This is a genomic window from Leisingera sp. JC1 (genome assembly GCF_001679925.1).
In the GTDB taxonomy this organism is placed as follows: Bacteria; Pseudomonadota; Alphaproteobacteria; order Rhodobacterales; family Rhodobacteraceae; genus Leisingera.
The window spans coordinates 1-15,400 of the sequence record NZ_LYUZ01000093.1; the positions used below are offsets into that span (position 1 = coordinate 1).

A 15,400-nucleotide genomic window follows, 5' to 3' on the forward strand; every position below is an offset into this window, starting at 1 on the left:
GGCTCTGACTCAGTTTTGGTGCAACTTCGGCCTCCCTCAGATCAGAGCGCTTGAACGAGCCGCGCTTTGAGCAGGTCGATGTTCGCCCTTCCATACATCTGGCGTTTGAGCGTCTTGAGGCGGTTAATCTGCCCTTCAGTCTGCCCGTTCGACCATGGTTCCCGAAGCGCCGCGGCGACGGCTGCCTGATCGCGCCGCAGCCCGCGGGCAAAGGCACCGAGCAGCCCGTCTTCCGCTTCATTCAGCCATCCTTCCAGCTCGTCTTCGCGAGCATTGCGTATCATGTCCGTAAACCGGTCGGTCAGCCTTCGGGCTGTGGCGAGAGCAGGCAAAGAAGCTTCGATCCTTGCGACCTGGATGGCATCCGCCTTGCACAGATGATCCCGGCCCAAGGTCAGGAGGCGGGCAATCTTGCGCGCGGGCGGCGATTTTTCTGTGCCCGGTGGCGCGGCCCGCTCGGCACGGCGCTGGCGCGTGGCCCATTCCCCTACGACACGGTGGCTGCCCTGGAAACCATCGGCCCGCAGCCGGCGCCAGAGTTCGGCGCCGTTCCGGCAGCCGCCCGCCCATTCCTGCTCCAGTCGCGGCAGCCAAGGGGTCAGACTGCTCTCACGGATGCGGAAAACATCCTCGCGTTCCCCACGCAAAATCTGCCGGACGAGCTGGCGGCTGAGCTCTGTCTGGCGAACGATCCGCCGGATCGGCACGCCATCATCAGCCATTTGGCGAACCATCCGGTTGGTTTGCTGGCGGCGCAGATAGCCTTCGTATTGCAGCTTTTCAGCGGCCGTCAGCAGCTTTGGATCCAGTGTCTTTGCTCCGATCGCTTTGCGGATGGCAGGCATGTTACGTTGTACGGCGGCCAGGAAAGCCGCGCTCGCGTTTTCTAACAGGTGCCAGCGGTCGGCAACCTGAACCGCTTTTGGCAAGGCCCGTGAGACGGCACCGCCATAGCCTCCGTTGCGGTCGCGGGCGACGACCTCAATCCCCGGACGGGCCTGCAGCCAGGCCTCGACCGTGGCCGGTTCCCGGTCTGGCAGGAGGTCAATAACCCGGCGCCGCTCCAGATCGCAGATCAAAGTGCCGTATCGCTGCCCCTTCCGCCAAGCCCAATCGTCAATGCCTATAACGCGGAGATCACTGCTTGAGGCCTCAGCCGTGTCCCGGATGCTGCGGAGGAAAGTATCCTTGCTGACTGGCAGCAGGAGCCGTGCGGCGAGCGCCTGTGCCGGACGCCCGCCGAGTGCCAGGCCGAGGTGCCGGACCAGTCCTTGCAGACGGGAGGTACGCCGCGCATGCGGCCGGGTCACGTCCGGTGGAAATCGCTCCGCAAATATCTTGGCTGGGCAACGCGGAGCACGGCAGCGAAAGCGGCGAACCAGCAGGACCAGTTCCACCTTCCGGCCATGCGCAGGAAGATCGGCAGGCCGCCGGCGGTACCTGCTGTGAACATGGCGTGAAGCCGTGCCGCAGCGCGGGCACGCCGCCGTGGCTTTGGCGGAACGCGAGTGGATCCGGACCGTGTTTCCAACAAGCTCAACCTGGTTGGCCTTGAGMCCTGCTGGCAGRAAATCCCGCCGTGAAAACTGTGACGCCATCGGCAACCTCCTGCAAAACCTACCGATATATAGCGCTTAGCTGGTTGGGCTGCACCAAATCTGCTTCAGATCCAGGCAGCGGGCGCTGCTAGGCTCGCCCCAAGCCAGCCGACAGGAGCCACGCATGACCCTGACAGACCAGCCTGCCCCCGCCCCCCGCGGCCTGCCGTCCTTCAGCGGCATCGAAACGGCCGCCGCTGCGGCCGGTCTGGAGGTCTGCGGAGCACTGCATCCGGCGCGCCAGCCGGTCCAGGCGCTGGAGGGCGGCACCCTGGTCCTGCTCGGCACCGGCAGCAGTTTCTGGCCGCTGTTCAAGGCCAGCCCTGAAAACCAGAACGGCCTAGCCGACCCGGTCGACAGCTGGTCCGAACGGGTGGTAGGCGCATTGGCAGAGGATCTGGGCGGCACCGCCTATTACCCTTTTGGCGGGCCGCCCTACACGCCCTTCATCAACTGGGCGCTGGGGACGGGGCGGTTTTTCACATCGCCGTCACAGATGCTGGTGCATGATAGCGTCGGCATGATGATTTCCTTGCGGGGGGCCCTTCATTTCGAACAGGAATTTGACATCCCCCCTGCACCTTTGGCACAGTCCCCCTGCGACAGCTGCCCCTCCCGTCCCTGCCTTGCCGCCTGCCCCGTCAGCGCCTTGGCCGACGGAGGCCCCTACGATCTGGCGGCCTGCCACGCGCATCTCGACACCAGCGCAGGCGCCGGCTGCATGTCCGGCGGCTGCCTTGCCCGGCTGGCCTGCCCGCTCAGCCGCACCGCCCGCCGCGACCCCGGTCAAACCGCACATCACATGAGGCATTTTCACCCGCAATGACCTGCACCCTGATCCTGACCCGCCACGCCAAATCCGCCTGGGACACCAATGTTCCCAGTGACCACGCCCGCCCCCTGAACAAGCGCGGGCGCCGCTCAGCCCCGGCCATTGCCGCCTGGATGCGCGAATGCGGCTACCTGCCGGACCAGGTGATCTCCTCCTCGTCGCAGCGCACCCGCGAGACCTGCGAACTGATGGACCTTGGGGTGCCTGCCCGCTTCACAGAGCGGCTGTACCACGCCAATTCCGACATGATTTTCAAGGTGCTGAGCGAAGCCGAGCAGAAGCGGGTCATGGTGATCGGCCACAATCCCGGTATTGCCGCCTTTGCCCATACCATCGTCTCCAGCCCGCCCGACCATGCGCGGTTCGACGATTACCCCACCGGCGCGACGCTGGTGGCGGAGTTCGATATCGGCAGCTGGCGCGAGCTGAGCTGGAGCAGCGGCAGGGTGATCGATTTTGCGGTGCCGCGGGAGCTTCTGGGCGAGTAAACCCTGCGGCAAGCTGGCGCATCCCGCGCGGGAGGGCTCTGGCTATGGCGCAGCACCATGCCTAAATTCCGGGCAATCAGACACTTGCCGGACTGGAGACCGTCATGCACCGCCGTTCCCTGCTGCTGGCCGCAGCCGCCCTGCCCCTCGCTTCCCTGCCCGGTTTCGCCGCGGCAGCGGAGACCATCCGTATCATGAAATCGCCCAGCTGCGGCTGCTGCACCGCCCGGGCCGATCATGTGGCCGCCGCCGGTTTCCAGACCGAGGTGCGCAATGTGGCAGACGAGGAGCTGTGGGCAATGAAGGAGCGGCTCGGCGTCAGCGGCGACCTGTCCTCCTGCCACACCGCGACGGCTGGGCCTTACGTGATCGAAGGCCATGTGCCAGCGGCAGACATCCAGCGGCTGCTGGCGGAACAGCCCGCGGCGTTGGGGCTCACCGTGCCGGGCATGCCGATCGGCTCGCCGGGGATGGAGATGGGCGGGGAGCGCGAAGCCTTTGACACCCTGCTGGTCCTGGCGGATGGCACGACTAAGGTTTTTGCCAGCCACTCCTGACTAAGTCTGCCAAACAAAAAAGGCCGGGCGCATTGCCCGGCCTTTTTGCTTGATAATGCGTCAGCCTCAGTGGCCCAGGATCTGGCTGAGGAACAGCTTGGTGCGGTCGCTCTTCGGGTTGTTGAAGAACTCTTCCGGCTCGTTCTGTTCGACGATCTGGCCTGCATCCATAAAGATCACCCGGTTCGCCACCTGACGGGCAAAGCCCATCTCGTGGGTCACGCACAGCATGGTCATACCTTCCTCGGCCAGTTCGATCATGGTGTCCAAGACTTCCTTGATCATCTCCGGGTCGAGCGCCGATGTCGGTTCGTCGAACAGCATGATGCGCGGCATCATGCACAAGCTGCGCGCGATGGCCACACGCTGCTGCTGGCCGCCCGACAGCATGCCCGGGTACTTGTGGGCCTGCTCCGGGATCTTCACCTTCTCCAGGAAGTGCATTGCCCGCTCTTCGGCTTCCTTCTTGGGCGTCTTGCGGACCCAGATCGGCGCCAGGGTGCAGTTTTCCAGGATGGTCAGATGCGGGAACAGGTTGAAGTGCTGGAACACCATGCCGACCTCGGACCGGATCTTGTCGATGTTCTTTAGGTCGTTGGACAGCTCGGTGCCATCCACCACGATCTTGCCCTGCTGGTGCTCTTCCAGCGCGTTCAGGCAGCGGATCAGGGTGGATTTGCCTGAGCCCGACGGGCCCGCGATCACAATCCGCTCGCCCTGGTTGACGGTCAGGTTGATGTCGCGCAGCACGTGGAAGGACCCGTACCACTTGTTCATGTTGGTGATTTCAATGGCAACCTCGTCGCTCACCTGCATTTTGGAGCGGTCGATTGCGCGGTCAGACATAAGTTCAGACATATGTTGAACTCCTTAACGGTGGTCGGTGGCGAGACGGCGCTCGAGCCACTGTGAGTATTGAGAAATGCCGTAGCAGACAACGAAGAACAGAAGCGCAGCAAAGCCCAGAAGCTCCCAGTAAACCCCGTTCCACTCGGTGGAGGCGAGGATCGGGCCGCGGATCATGCCAACCAGGTCGAACATCGAAATGACCGAAACCAGGGTGGTGTCCTTGAACAGGCCGACGGCCACGTTCACGATGCCCGGGATGGAGATCTTCAGCGCCTGCGGCAGGATGATCAGCCGCATCGCCTGGGGGTAATCCAGGCCAAGGCTGTCAGCCGCTTCGTACTGGCCCTTCGGCAGGGCTGCCAGGCCGCCGCGGATCACCTCGGCGATATAGGCTGCCGAGAACATGGTGATCATGATCACCACGCGCAGGAACAGGTCGACGGTGCTTTCCGGCGGGAAGAAGTAGGCCAGCATCACCGATGCCACAAACAGCAGGGTGATCAGCGGCACGCCGCGAACGAACTCGATGAAGACGACGCACATCCACTTGATCAGCGGCATGTCCGACTGACGGCCCAGCGCCAGCGCGATGCCCAGCGGCAGCGACAACGACACGCAGGTCACGCCCAGCATCAGGTTCAGCATGAAGCCGCCCAGATCGCGCGAAGGCACCGCCTTCAGCATGGCGTTCTCAGATGCTCCTTCCGGGATCAGCCAGCCGCCCAGGATCCAAACCGCAAAGGCGGCGGCAATCGCCCCGAAGAAGCCGACAGCAAAGCTGCTTTTGCCATAGGTCTGGAACACGAATGCGCCTGCAGCAAAACCCACCAGCGCCACGATGGGTGCCAGGATGGTGCCGCCCCAGATCAGCCAGAAGGCCAGGAACGGGTAGACCGCGGTGAAGGCCAGCAGCTTGCGCGGCAGGTCAAAGAACAGCACCGGCGCAATGGCAAACAGCAGCAGCACCAGGGCCAGGTTCGGGCGCCAGTACTGGTCCGACGGGTATTTGAAACCATACAGAAGCTGGTTCCAGCGTTCAGTCAGCACCGAGAAGCATGCACCGGTCTTGCCCTGCAGAACCTCGCGGCATTCCGCCAGCGAGTTGGTGGTCCACACGCCGTTCAGCAGCCACGGCAGGGTCTTGCTGAGCAGAATGTAGATGACCAGCAGCGATGCAATGGTCAGGGCAGAGTTCACAGCATTGGAGAACAGGTTTTCCCGCAGCCATTTGACCACGCCGGTTTCCCCGGCTGGTGGCGGCGACGGCGGGATTTCGGTATCGCGGACAAAGGCGATGGAGTGTGCGTGGGTATCGCTCATGTCTCAGCGCTCCTTCAACTTAACAGATGCGTTGTAGACGTTCATCACCATCGAGATGGTCAGCGAAGCGGTCAGGTAGAACAGCATCAGAAGCAGAACACATTCAATGGCGCGACCGGTCTGGTTCAGGGTGATCCCGCCCAGAGTCGCGGTGATATCCGCATAGCCCACGGCAATCGCCAGCGAGGAGTTCTTGGTAATGTTGAGGAAGTTGGAGATCAGCGGCGGGATGATCACCCGCAGCGCCTGCGGCAGAACCACCAGGTTCATCACCCGGCGCGGACGCAGGCCCAGGGCCGATGCGGCCTCGGTCTGGCCCTTGGACACCGCCTGGATGCCGGCCCGGACGTTTTCCGCAATGAAGGCGCCGGTATAGATCGACAGCGCGAACCACAGCGCAATCAGCGGGCCGCCGACCTTGATGCCACCGCTGAAGTTGAAGCCCTTCAGCTCAGGATATTCCCAGGTCAGCCCCATGATCAGCATCAGCGCCAGGAACGGCACCAGCCACGCGGCGAGGATCATTGCCGTGGTCTTGGGCCGGACGCCGGTGGCTTCCTGCTTTGTGTTGGCCCAGACGTTGATCTGGTGTGCCGCAAACCAGGAGGCAGCGAAACCGGCAAGCACCAGCAGCCAGTTCATCGCGGTGCTGGCAAAGATGCCGTTTTCGAACCAGGGCATCGGCGTGTAAATGCCGCGGTTGGTAAAGGCGAAGGCATCAAACAGCATGCTGGAGGTGGCATTGTCGCCTCGGAACGCCGCCGGGCCTGGCAGCACGGCTGTCATGATGGTGAAGATGATAATGATCCAGATAAGCACCGGAATGTTGCGGAAAATCTCAACATAGACCGCCATCAGCTTGGAGACGAGCCAGTTGTTGGACAGGCGCAGAACACCCGCGACCACGCCGAACACCGTCGCAGTGATACAGGCCAGGAAGGCCACCAGCAGCGTGTTCAGCAGCCCGACCAGAGCCGCCTTGGCGTGGCTCGACTGGCTGTCGTATTCAACCAGGCGCTGGTTGATGTCATAGCCGGACGGGTCGCCCAGGAAGGTGTAGGAAATGTTGAGCCCGGCAGCACGGAGGTTCTGGATCAGGTTGTTTCCAAGATACCAGATGCACAGGGCAAGGACGATAGCCGCGATCACCTGGAACGTCAGTGAACGGTAGCGGGTATCGTTGATGAGCATAGACAGCCGAAAGTTTTCGTTCGGCGGGTCAGTCAACGTTGACATGTATTGTGATCCCCTGACTCCGGCTTTCTGATCCTGGCGGGGTTGTCCCCGCTCCGCAGCTTGCCAGAGCTTTTTTCATGATAGGAAAAGGGCGCAGGAAATTCCTGCGCCCCATCCGATGGTGTGTTTAGCGGAACGGCGGAGCGTACAGCAGGCCGCCTTCGGTCCACTGAGCGTTCAGGCCGCGGGCCAGGCCGACCGGAGTGTCTTCGCCGATGTTCTTGGCAAAGATCTCGCCGTAGTTGCCCTGCGACGCGATTGCGTTCTTGGCCCAGTCAGCCGACAGGCCCAGCATTTCGCCCAGGGTGCCTTCGGTGCCCAGCAGGCGGTTGATTTCCGGGTTCTCGGTGCCGGCTGCCATTTCGCCCAGGTTGGCCGAGGTGATGCCCAGCTCTTCTGCCGCGATCAGCGCCATCAGGCTCCAGCGGACAACATCGCCCCACTCGTGGTCGCCATGGCGGACCAGCGGGCCCAGCGGCTCCTTGGAGATGATTTCCGGCAGGATCACGTGGCCGGCCGGATCGTCGAAGGTGGCACGGGTTGCGGCGAGGCCGGAAGCGTCCGTGGTGTAGACGTCACAGGCGCCTGCCAGGTACTGCTGCTGCGCTTCGGCGTTGGTTTCGATCGGAACCGGCTCATACGAGATGTTGTTGGAGCGGAAGAAGTCCGCCAGGTTCAGCTCGGTGGTGGTGCCGGTCTGGATGCAGACGGTTGCGCCGTCCAGTTCCTTGGCCGAGGACACGCCCAGCTCTTTCGGGACCATGAAGCCCTGGCCGTCATAGTAGTTGACGCCCACGAATTCGAACTTCAGGTCGACGTCGCGGCTGAAGGTCCAGGTGGTGTTGCGGGCCAGCATGTCGATCTCGCCGGACGCCAGCGCGGTAAAGCGGGTCTTGCCGGTGGTCGGCACGAATTCGACAGCGTTGGAGTCGCCCAGCACGGCTGCAGCCACAGCACGGCACACGGCAACGTCGAAGCCTTCCCATTCACCGTTCGCATTCGGGGCCGCAAAGCCGACCAGGCCGGTGGTGACGCCGCAGTTCAGCTTGCCGCGGGCCTTCACGTCGTCCAGCGTGCCGGCGGAAGCTGCGCCAGCCGCAAGACCGGCAAAGGTCATTGCGCCCAAAATAACGGATTTTTTCATATTTACCTCTTCCTGATAGCCCGCCATTCGGCGGTTCTTATTTTCCGGCGATCCCCCGCCGGATATGAGACTGAAGAAGGGTTTGCCCCTAATTCGTGGCTGAGTTTGGGCGCATTCATCAGCAAACGTCAAGGGCGGTATCAGGAATTTCGATGTACGAATTCCGCACGAACGGGGTCCGCGCGGAATTTTATTTCCGGTCAGGCTGTGGATAAGTAATTTCTTATCCGATCAGGAAAAATCGAAGAATCGCTTGGCGTGCAGGAATTCCTGCCGTTTCACCTCGGCTGCAGCCTGGGCTTCTTCGTCCTCGCCCCACTGCTCTTCCTGCCAGCGTTCATCCAGCCGCGACAGCTGCCAGATCTCGTCAGCACTGCGCCAGCCGTAAGCCGCCGCAAACCCAAGGATCAAAGAGCCTGAGATGCCTACCAGGTCGTGAAATGCCGCCAGCTGGAAGGGAGTCATCGCACGGGTTTTCTCTGCCAGAACCGCCAGGGCCGCGGCCTCCTGCGGCTGGTGCAGAACCCCGGTCCGGGGCTGCAGGCGCACCCCCAGCTCCTCTTCCGCCCAGTCCAGAACCGGGTCCCATTCGGCAGCCTGTCGGGCCGCCAGTTCAGCCGGAGAGTCCGCCCTGTAGCACAACAGATCACTGTCGCCGTATTCGGCCAGCATCGCTGCAACCTCGGTGTGCTGATGTGTCACCTTGTCGATTGCGGCATTTGCAGAGCGGGTGCAGGACATGGTTTTCGGGTCAACTGATTCGGTCTGGGCCTCCCATTCCGCAGCAATTGCCTCGCACATTTCCCGCGTCGGCACCGTTAGCGGCGCCTTGGCCGGCGTCTTGACCCGGCGCCCGTCCAGCTCCACCGCAAAACCGTCTCCGGCCTCTGCCACGGTGACCTCTTTCCAGAACCGTTTCTGTGCCCAGCCGCTCATATCCTAGCCCTTCCAGATTTCTGCCAGCAGCGGGCGCAGCTCCGCGAAATCGCGGATCAGGTAATCGGCGCCCAATGTCTCTGCCGGGTGATAGCCCCAGGGCACGGCGATGGTGGTGACCCCCGCTGCGCGCCCCATTTCAATGTCAAACCGCGTGTCGCCGATCATCACGGTGTGTTCGCGCGTCACACCCGTTTCCGCCATCGCTGTCAGCACCATCGACGGATGCGGCTTGGACGGGTGATGGTCGGCCACCTGCCGGGTCACGAAACAGCTCAGCCCATGCGCCGCGATCAGCGCATCCACCCCGCGCTGGGACTTGCCGGTGGCAACGCCCAGCAGGTATTCCGGCACCTCATTGAGCTCCGCCAGCATCTCCCGCGTGCCGGGATAGAGCGGTGAATGCGCCGCCCCCGCCGCCTCGCGCGCCAGCATGTACGAGGATTTGTAGCCCGCCACCAGCGCCTCCAGCGTGGCTGCATCCCGCTCCGGCGCCAGCTCCGCCATCGCCAGCGGCAGCGACAGCCCGACAATGGACAGGATCGCTTCCCGCGGCGGCACATCCAGCCCAACCCCTTGAAAAGCCTCTGCCATTGCGCCGGTGATCGCGCCCTGGCTGTCGACCAGGGTGCCATCCACATCAAACAGGATCAGCCGCAGGTCCGCGCTCACTTCAGATCCTCAAACGGGTCATCGGCGGCCAGGTCCTCGGTCCAGCCGAAGGTCTCCCAGCTTTCCTTCATGTGATCCGGCAGCGGCGCCACAACGGCGATTTCCTTGCGGGTCACGGGATGTTCAAACACCATCCGGCGCGCGTGCAGGTGAAGCTTCTTGGAAATCACACCGCCGATCGAGGCGCCCCAGCCGTCGCCCAGGTTTTCCTGGCCCGAGCCGCCGTATTTACCGTCGCCCGCAATCGGATGGCCCATGCCGGACATATGCGCCCGGAGCTGATGGGTGCGGCCCGTAATGGGCTCCATCGCCACCCAGGCGGCGCGGCTCGCAACGCGGTAGAGCGTGGCATACAGCGTATGCGCCCGCTTGGCGCCGGGGGTGTCGTCGATGTCGTGCGGATGCACGTTGATCATCTTCTCGCCCTCGCCGGATTTGCCATGACCCGGCGCCTTGACCAGCCCGTTCTTGATCTCGCCCAGGTACGGCGTCGGCACGCCGGCCACCAGGGCCCAGTAAATCTTGCGGGTGTTCTTGTGGCGGAAGGCGGCGGTCAGCGCCTGCGCCGCCTTGCGGTTGCGCGCCAGAACCAGCACGCCGGAGGTGTCCTTGTCGATCCGGTGCACCAGCTTGGGCTTGTCCTCCAGCCCGAACTTCAGCGCCTCGGCCAGCCCGTCCACATGTTTGGTGGTGCCGGAGCCGCCCTGCACCGCCAGCCCAGCGGGCTTGTTCAGCACGATCACATCGTCGTCGCGGTAAATCACGCAGGACTGGATCATCTTGGCATCGGCATCCGAGATTTTCATCTCGCGCGGCGCGGCAGGTTTCAGGTCGCTGTCCGCCAGCGGCGGCMCCCGCACCACCTGCCCCGCCTCGACGCGGGTATTGGCCTTGACCCGGCCGCCGTCCAGCCGCAGCTCGCCCTTGCGGCACATCTTCTCGATGCGGCCCTGGTTCACATGCGGAAACAGCCGCCGCAGCCAGCGGTCGATGCGCTGGCCGCCGTCGTCTTCGCTGACGGTAATCATCTGAACGCCGCTCATGCGAACACTCCCCTTGCGGCCATCAGGCCCAGAAACAATCCGCCGACTGACAGGCCCACGGACAAACATACGTACAGCGCCGCCTGCCCGAAGGCGCCGCGCTCGATCAGGTTGGCGGTCTCCAGCGAGAACGCCGAGAAAGTGGTGAATCCGCCCAGCAGGCCAGTCATCACCAAGGGGCTCAGATGCGTCAGCCCGCGCATCGCGGCAGCGACCACAAACACCCCCATCAGAAAGGAGCCGATCACGTTGACAGTGATCACTGCCACCGGGAAATCGTGATGCCCCAGCAGCCGGACAATGCCCAGCCCGGCCAGATAGCGGCACACCGCCCCGATTGCGCCGCCGAGGGCCACCATGGAAACCGAAGAAATCATCCCCGTCCTGTCGCCGGCACAGGCAGGGATGTCAAGTTTTGCCCGTGTTGCACGGCGCGCAGGGCTGCCTGTTACAGGCTTCCGCCCTTTCATCTTTCCCCAAATACTCCCGCCGGAGGCAGCGGCTTTGCCGGCAAAGCCGCTTTACTTGTTCCGCTTCAGCCTGAGGTTCGCGAAGTAATCCGTGCGCCGCTTCAGCTCGCGCTCAAACCCGCGCTCCACCGGCTGATACAGAACCGGGCGCTTCACCCCGTCGGGGAAGTAGTTCTGGCCGGAAAATCCGTCCTCTGCGTCATGGTCATAGGCATAGCCGTCGCCATAGCCCTGCTCCGCCATCAGCTTGGTCGGGGCGTTCAGGATATGCTTGGGCGGCGGCGCGCTGCCGGTTTGCTTGGCCAGCCGCCGGGCGGCCTTGATGCCGACATAAACCGCGTTGGATTTCGGCGCCAGCGCCAGGTAGACCGCGGCATTGGCCAGCGCCAGCTCGCCCTCCGGGCTGCCAAGCCGCTCATAAGTCTGCCAGGCATTGAGGCAAACCGTGTTGGCCTGCGGGTCGGCCATGCCGATATCCTCGGTCGACATCATCGTCAGGCGGCGGGCCAGAAACCGCGGGTCCTCGCCGCCCTCCAGCATCCGCGCCAGCCAGTAAAGCGCTGCATCCGGGTCAGAGCCGCGGATGGATTTGTGCAGGGCGGAAATCAGGTTGTAATGCTCGTCGCCGGACTTGTCGAACTTGGCCGCGCGGCGCATCAGCCGGGCTGACAGCGCCTCACGCCCCAAGGGCGCCTCCACCTTCCAGGCGGCAACCTGTTCGATCAGATTAAGCAGCGCCCGCCCGTCACCATCGGCCATCTCATGCAGCGCATCGCGGGCATCCCCGCCCAGCGGCAGGGCGCGGCCCAGCTCCTTTTCGGCGCGCTGGTTGAGGCGCTCGAGGTCCGCCAGCGACAGCCGCTCCAGCACCAGCACCTGCGAGCGTGACAGCACAGCGGCGTTGAGTTCAAACGACGGGTTCTCGGTGGTCGCCCCCACCAGCAGGATGGTGCCATCCTCCATATGCGGCAGGAAGCCGTCCTGCTGAGCCTTGTTGAAGCGGTGGATCTCATCCACGAACAGCAGCGTGCCCTGCCCGTTCTGACGGCGGATCTTGGCTGCCTCGAACACTTTGCGCAGCTCCGGCACGCCGGTGAAGATCGCCGAGATCTGCACGAAATGCAGGTCGGTCTCCTGCGCCAGCAGCCGCGCGATGGTGGTCTTGCCCACCCCCGGCGGCCCCCAGAAGATCAGCGACGACAAAGACCCCGAGGCCAGCATCACCCCCAAGGGCGCCTCCGGCCCCAGCACCTGTTCCTGCCCGATCACATCCGCCAAGGATTGCGGCCGCAGCCGGTCGGCCAGCGGCCGGTTTTTGCTGGCCTGCTGCGCCTCGCCCTTGGCAGGCTCAGGGCTGCCGAACAGATCCGCCATCAGGTGCGGAACCGCAGGGTGACGCGCTGGCCGCGGCGGTTCAGGTCCAGCTGAATCCAGCGGCCGCTGTTGGCGAGGATGGCATAGACGTCCTCAGTTCCGGTGACCGCCTGGCCGTTCACCGCCAAGAGCGCATCGCCGGGCTGCACCCCGCCGCGGCCCGCGTATGGGCCGGGATCGGTGACCACCACGCCCTCCGCCGACAAGGGCAGGCCAAGCCGGGCAATCACCTGCGGATTGATCTGGGCCACGGTCAGGCCGGGCAGCGCGGTCTTTTCGTCCAGCTGCACCGGGTTGGCGGGCGGCTGGTCCGGCGCGGTGATCATAGGCACCGCGACCACGTCGCGTTCCGCCCCGCGCAGGCGGGTGATCTCCGCGGTGCCGCCCAAGCCGGAGACCGACATGCGGAACACCATCTCGGACGGCGAATTCACCACCTCGCCGTCCACATGGGTGATCACGTCGCCCACCTTGAACCCCGCCTTGGCAAACGGGCTTTCCCGGTGCAGGTCGGACACCACCATGCCCTCCGGCACCTCCATGCCCATGGAGGCCGCGAGGTCCGCATCCACCGGCTGCCCGGCCATGCCGGCCCAGGGGCGCTGGAATTCCTCGGCACCGGTTTTCGCCTGTTCCACGAACTGTTTGACCAGATTGGCGGGAATGGCAAAGCCGATGCCGTTGGAGCCGCCGGAGCGCGACAGGATACGGGTGTTGATGCCGATCAGGTCGCCGTTGACGTCGATCAGCGCGCCGCCGGAATTGCCCGGGTTGATCGGCGCGTCGGTCTGGATGTAGTAGCCAAAGCCGTCGCCGGCCCCCATGCCGGTGCGCGCCAGGCCCGAGATGATGCCGCTGCTGACGGTCTGACCCACCCCGAACGGGTTGCCGATCGCCAGCGCCAGCTCACCCACCTGCACTTCGTCGCTGTTGCGCAAGTCCAGATGGGGCAGGTCCGCGGCCTCATCCAGCTGCAGGATCGCCAGGTCGCTGGCCTTGTCACCCAGGATCACCCGCGCATTGTATTCGCGCCGGTCATTGGTCACCACGCGGATTTCGGTGGCGCTGCCGACGACATGGTAGTTGGAGACCACGATGCCGTCGCCCGACAGGATCACCCCCGACCCCAGCGAGTTCTCCACCCGCGGCTGCGGCTTGGCGAATCCGCGGAAGAAATCATCGAAGAACGGATCGTTCATGAACGGCGAGCGGCGGCGCTGCTGCACTTGGCGCACCACCTTGGCATAGATGTTCACCACCGCCGGCGAGGCCTCCTTGACCAGCGGCGCAAACCCCAGCGCAATCTCCGCCTGGCTCTGCGGCACCTTGGTTTCAGCCGCCGCGGGCAAGGCCAGCGCAGGCAGGGCAAGACACAGGGCAAGGGCGGTCAGGGCTGGGCGGATCATGGGGGCTCCCGTTTGTTGCTGCGTGAAGGATATGCGGAGCGCGCGCCCGGATTGCAAGGCTGGAGGCAAGCCACATCGCTGCTGGGGCGGAGGGGCGCTGCCCCTCTTGGCCTGACGGCCAATTCACCCCGGGATATTTTCAGCCAGATGAAAAAAGGATCAGACCGCTACATTCAGCGGTCTGTCCTCTGGCGGGCCTCAGGCCTCCGCCAGTTCCGCCTGCGGGGCAGCCGCGCGGCGTTTGGCAACGGCTGCTGCCAGATGCTCCAGTTCTGCCACGGTGTCCTCCCAGCCGAGGCAGCCGTCGGTGATGGACTGGCCGTAGGTCAGCGCGCCCTTGCCCAGGTCCTGACGGCCCGCCACCAGATGGCTTTCCACCATCACGCCGGTGATGCGGCTGTCGCCGCCGGCGATCTGCGCCGCCACATTGCGCAGCACCGCGGGCTGCTGCATCGGGTCCTTGCCGCTGTTGGCGTGGCTGGCGTCGATCATCACATGGCCGCGGATGCCGTCCTTTTCCGCCAGCTTGCAGGCCGCATCGACCGAAGCTGCGTCATAGTTGGTGCCGCCGCCGCCGCGCAGGATCAGGTGGCAGTCCGGGTTGCCGCTGGTGGCCGCAATCGCCGCGCGGCCCGATTTGGCCAGCGCCATGAAATGATGCGGATGGGCGGCGGAGCGCACCGCGTCCACCGCGATCTGCACATTGCCGCGGGTGCCGTTCTTGAAACCGACCGGGCAGCTGAGGCCCGACGCCATCTCGCGGTGGATCTGGCTTTCAGTGGTGCGGGCGCCGATGGCGGCCCAAGCGACCAGGTCAGAGATGTACTGCGGCACCGCGGTATCCAGGAACTCGGTCCCGACCGGCAGGCCAAGCGCGTTGATGTCGAGGCACAGGCGGCGCGCCAGCCCCAGCCCCTCGTTGATGCGGAAGGAGTTGTCGAGGCCGGGATCGTTGATCAGCCCTTTCCAGCCGCTGATGGTGCGGGGTTTTTCGAAGTAGACCCGCATCACGATCTCCAGCTCTCCGGCAAGACGCGCGCGCAGCGGGGCCAGACGTTCGGCGTACTCCATCGCCGCCTTGGGGTCGTGGATCGAACAGGGGCCAACCACGGCCACAACGCGTCCGTCGCGGCCGTGCAGCACGTCCTGGATGGCAGTGCGGCTGGCCAGAACGGTATCCGTGGCCGCCGCTGTAGAGGGCATCTGGGCGGCGAGGTCCTCGGGGGAGATCAGTTCCTGCATGCCGGTAATGCGGAGGTTTTCTGTTTGGGGTGTCATGTTTCAGCTTCCTTGGCGGGAGGCCCTTGGCGTTGCGGCGGATACAAAAATACCGCCTGCGGGCTGCGGGCGGTTGGTGGTATCCTGGTGCGTTTCCTGTCTGTGTTCAGAACGCGCTGACCCCTCCGTCCGCCATGTGGCGCGGATAAAAGAAATACCAGAATGCGGCATAGCTACGGGTCATGGGCCGGACGCTA

At 64.3% G+C, this 15,400-nt stretch carries 15 protein-coding genes; 3 read left to right on the forward strand and 12 right to left on the reverse strand.

The features are described 5' to 3' along the window. Positions 1-41: 41 nt before the first annotated feature. A complete protein-coding gene (locus A9D60_RS13835) occupies positions 42-1,598 on the reverse strand; it encodes an ISL3 family transposase (protein ID WP_065268148.1) in 1,557 nt (518 codons plus the stop codon). Between the two features lie 124 nt (positions 1,599-1,722). Between A9D60_RS13835 and A9D60_RS13840 the strand changes: the two genes are divergently transcribed. From A9D60_RS13840 to A9D60_RS13850, 3 genes are all read left to right on the forward strand, one after another. Continuing rightward, complete coding sequence (locus A9D60_RS13840; RefSeq protein ID WP_065268149.1) at positions 1,723-2,424, forward strand: ferredoxin; 702 nt, start codon at positions 1,723-1,725, stop codon at positions 2,422-2,424. Continuing rightward, a complete protein-coding gene (locus tag A9D60_RS13845) occupies positions 2,421-2,918 on the forward strand; it encodes a SixA phosphatase family protein (RefSeq protein ID WP_065268150.1) in 498 nt (165 codons plus the stop codon). The genes A9D60_RS13840 and A9D60_RS13845 overlap by 4 nt, the downstream gene beginning before the upstream one ends. 104 nt (positions 2,919-3,022) lie before the next feature. Then, positions 3,023-3,475 (forward strand): DUF411 domain-containing protein, encoded by a 453-nt coding sequence (locus A9D60_RS13850; RefSeq protein ID WP_065268151.1) that lies wholly within the window; start codon positions 3,023-3,025, stop codon positions 3,473-3,475. Positions 3,476-3,541: 66 nt separating this feature from the next. Here A9D60_RS13850 and A9D60_RS13855 read toward each other — a convergent pair whose 3' ends face one another. The 11 genes from A9D60_RS13855 to A9D60_RS13905 all read right to left on the reverse strand — a co-directional run bounded on the left by A9D60_RS13855 (position 3,542) and on the right by A9D60_RS13905 (position 15,203). Continuing rightward, positions 3,542-4,333: an amino acid ABC transporter ATP-binding protein gene (locus A9D60_RS13855; protein ID WP_039173494.1), complete on the reverse strand. Its 792-nt coding sequence runs from the start codon at positions 4,331-4,333 to the stop codon at positions 3,542-3,544. A gap of 12 nt (positions 4,334-4,345) precedes the next feature. After that, positions 4,346-5,644 carry an amino acid ABC transporter permease gene (locus A9D60_RS13860; RefSeq protein ID WP_065268152.1) on the reverse strand — a complete coding sequence of 433 codons (1,299 nt, stop codon included), beginning with the start codon at positions 5,642-5,644 and terminating at the stop codon, positions 4,346-4,348. A gap of 3 nt (positions 5,645-5,647) precedes the next feature. Beyond that, positions 5,648-6,880 carry an amino acid ABC transporter permease gene (locus A9D60_RS13865; protein ID WP_065268153.1) on the reverse strand — a complete coding sequence of 411 codons (1,233 nt, stop codon included), beginning with the start codon at positions 6,878-6,880 and terminating at the stop codon, positions 5,648-5,650. 127 nt (positions 6,881-7,007) lie between these two features. After that, the gene (locus tag A9D60_RS13870) at positions 7,008-8,024 is read right to left on the reverse strand and encodes an amino acid ABC transporter substrate-binding protein (protein ID WP_065268180.1); all 1,017 of its coding nucleotides are present in this window, start codon (positions 8,022-8,024) and stop codon (positions 7,008-7,010) included. Positions 8,025-8,255: 231 nt separating this feature from the next. Beyond that, positions 8,256-8,960, reverse strand: coding sequence for an ATP12 family chaperone protein (locus A9D60_RS13875; RefSeq protein WP_065268154.1), 705 nt, complete (start codon positions 8,958-8,960; stop codon positions 8,256-8,258). A gap of 3 nt (positions 8,961-8,963) precedes the next feature. After that, the gene (locus tag A9D60_RS13880) at positions 8,964-9,632 is read right to left on the reverse strand and encodes an HAD family hydrolase (RefSeq protein ID WP_065268155.1); all 669 of its coding nucleotides are present in this window, start codon (positions 9,630-9,632) and stop codon (positions 8,964-8,966) included. Beyond that, a complete protein-coding gene (locus A9D60_RS13885) occupies positions 9,629-10,675 on the reverse strand; it encodes an RluA family pseudouridine synthase (RefSeq protein ID WP_065268156.1) in 1,047 nt (348 codons plus the stop codon). Before A9D60_RS13885 ends, A9D60_RS13880 begins: the two co-directional genes overlap by 4 nt. Then, a complete protein-coding gene (gene crcB / locus A9D60_RS13890; RefSeq protein ID WP_065268157.1) occupies positions 10,672-11,052 on the reverse strand; it encodes a fluoride efflux transporter CrcB in 381 nt (126 codons plus the stop codon). Before crcB ends, A9D60_RS13885 begins: the two co-directional genes overlap by 4 nt. A gap of 144 nt (positions 11,053-11,196) precedes the next feature. Continuing rightward, on the reverse strand, positions 11,197-12,519 hold the full coding sequence (locus A9D60_RS13895; RefSeq protein ID WP_065268158.1) for a replication-associated recombination protein A: 1,323 nt from the start codon (positions 12,517-12,519) through the stop codon (positions 11,197-11,199). Continuing rightward, entirely contained in the window at positions 12,519-13,925 is a 1,407-nt protein-coding gene (locus tag A9D60_RS13900) for a trypsin-like peptidase domain-containing protein (RefSeq protein WP_065268159.1), read from the reverse strand. The genes A9D60_RS13895 and A9D60_RS13900 overlap by 1 nt, the downstream gene beginning before the upstream one ends. Before the next feature lie 198 nt (positions 13,926-14,123). Continuing rightward, complete coding sequence (locus tag A9D60_RS13905) at positions 14,124-15,203, reverse strand: 3-deoxy-7-phosphoheptulonate synthase (protein ID WP_065268160.1); 1,080 nt, start codon at positions 15,201-15,203, stop codon at positions 14,124-14,126. Positions 15,204-15,400: the final 197 nt, after the last annotated feature.

Coding starts and splice junctions, on each gene's coding strand:
- A9D60_RS13840 (WP_065268149.1), top strand. CDS start 1,723: ATGACCCTGACAGACCAGCCTGCCCCCGCCCCCCGCGGCCTGCCGTCC.
- A9D60_RS13845 (WP_065268150.1), top strand. CDS start 2,421: ATGACCTGCACCCTGATCCTGACCCGCCACGCCAAATCCGCCTGGGAC.
- A9D60_RS13850 (WP_065268151.1), top strand. CDS start 3,023: ATGCACCGCCGTTCCCTGCTGCTGGCCGCAGCCGCCCTGCCCCTCGCT.
- A9D60_RS13855 (WP_039173494.1), bottom strand. CDS start 4,333: ATGTCTGAACTTATGTCTGACCGCGCAATCGACCGCTCCAAAATGCAG.
- A9D60_RS13860 (WP_065268152.1), bottom strand. CDS start 5,644: ATGAGCGATACCCACGCACACTCCATCGCCTTTGTCCGCGATACCGAA.
- A9D60_RS13865 (WP_065268153.1), bottom strand. CDS start 6,880: ATGTCAACGTTGACTGACCCGCCGAACGAAAACTTTCGGCTGTCTATG.
- A9D60_RS13870 (WP_065268180.1), bottom strand. CDS start 8,024: ATGAAAAAATCCGTTATTTTGGGCGCAATGACCTTTGCCGGTCTTGCG.
- A9D60_RS13875 (WP_065268154.1), bottom strand. CDS start 8,960: ATGAGCGGCTGGGCACAGAAACGGTTCTGGAAAGAGGTCACCGTGGCA.
- crcB (WP_065268157.1), bottom strand. CDS start 11,052: ATGATTTCTTCGGTTTCCATGGTGGCCCTCGGCGGCGCAATCGGGGCG.
- A9D60_RS13895 (WP_065268158.1), bottom strand. CDS start 12,519: ATGGCGGATCTGTTCGGCAGCCCTGAGCCTGCCAAGGGCGAGGCGCAG.
- A9D60_RS13900 (WP_065268159.1), bottom strand. CDS start 13,925: ATGATCCGCCCAGCCCTGACCGCCCTTGCCCTGTGTCTTGCCCTGCCT.
- A9D60_RS13905 (WP_065268160.1), bottom strand. CDS start 15,203: ATGACACCCCAAACAGAAAACCTCCGCATTACCGGCATGCAGGAACTG.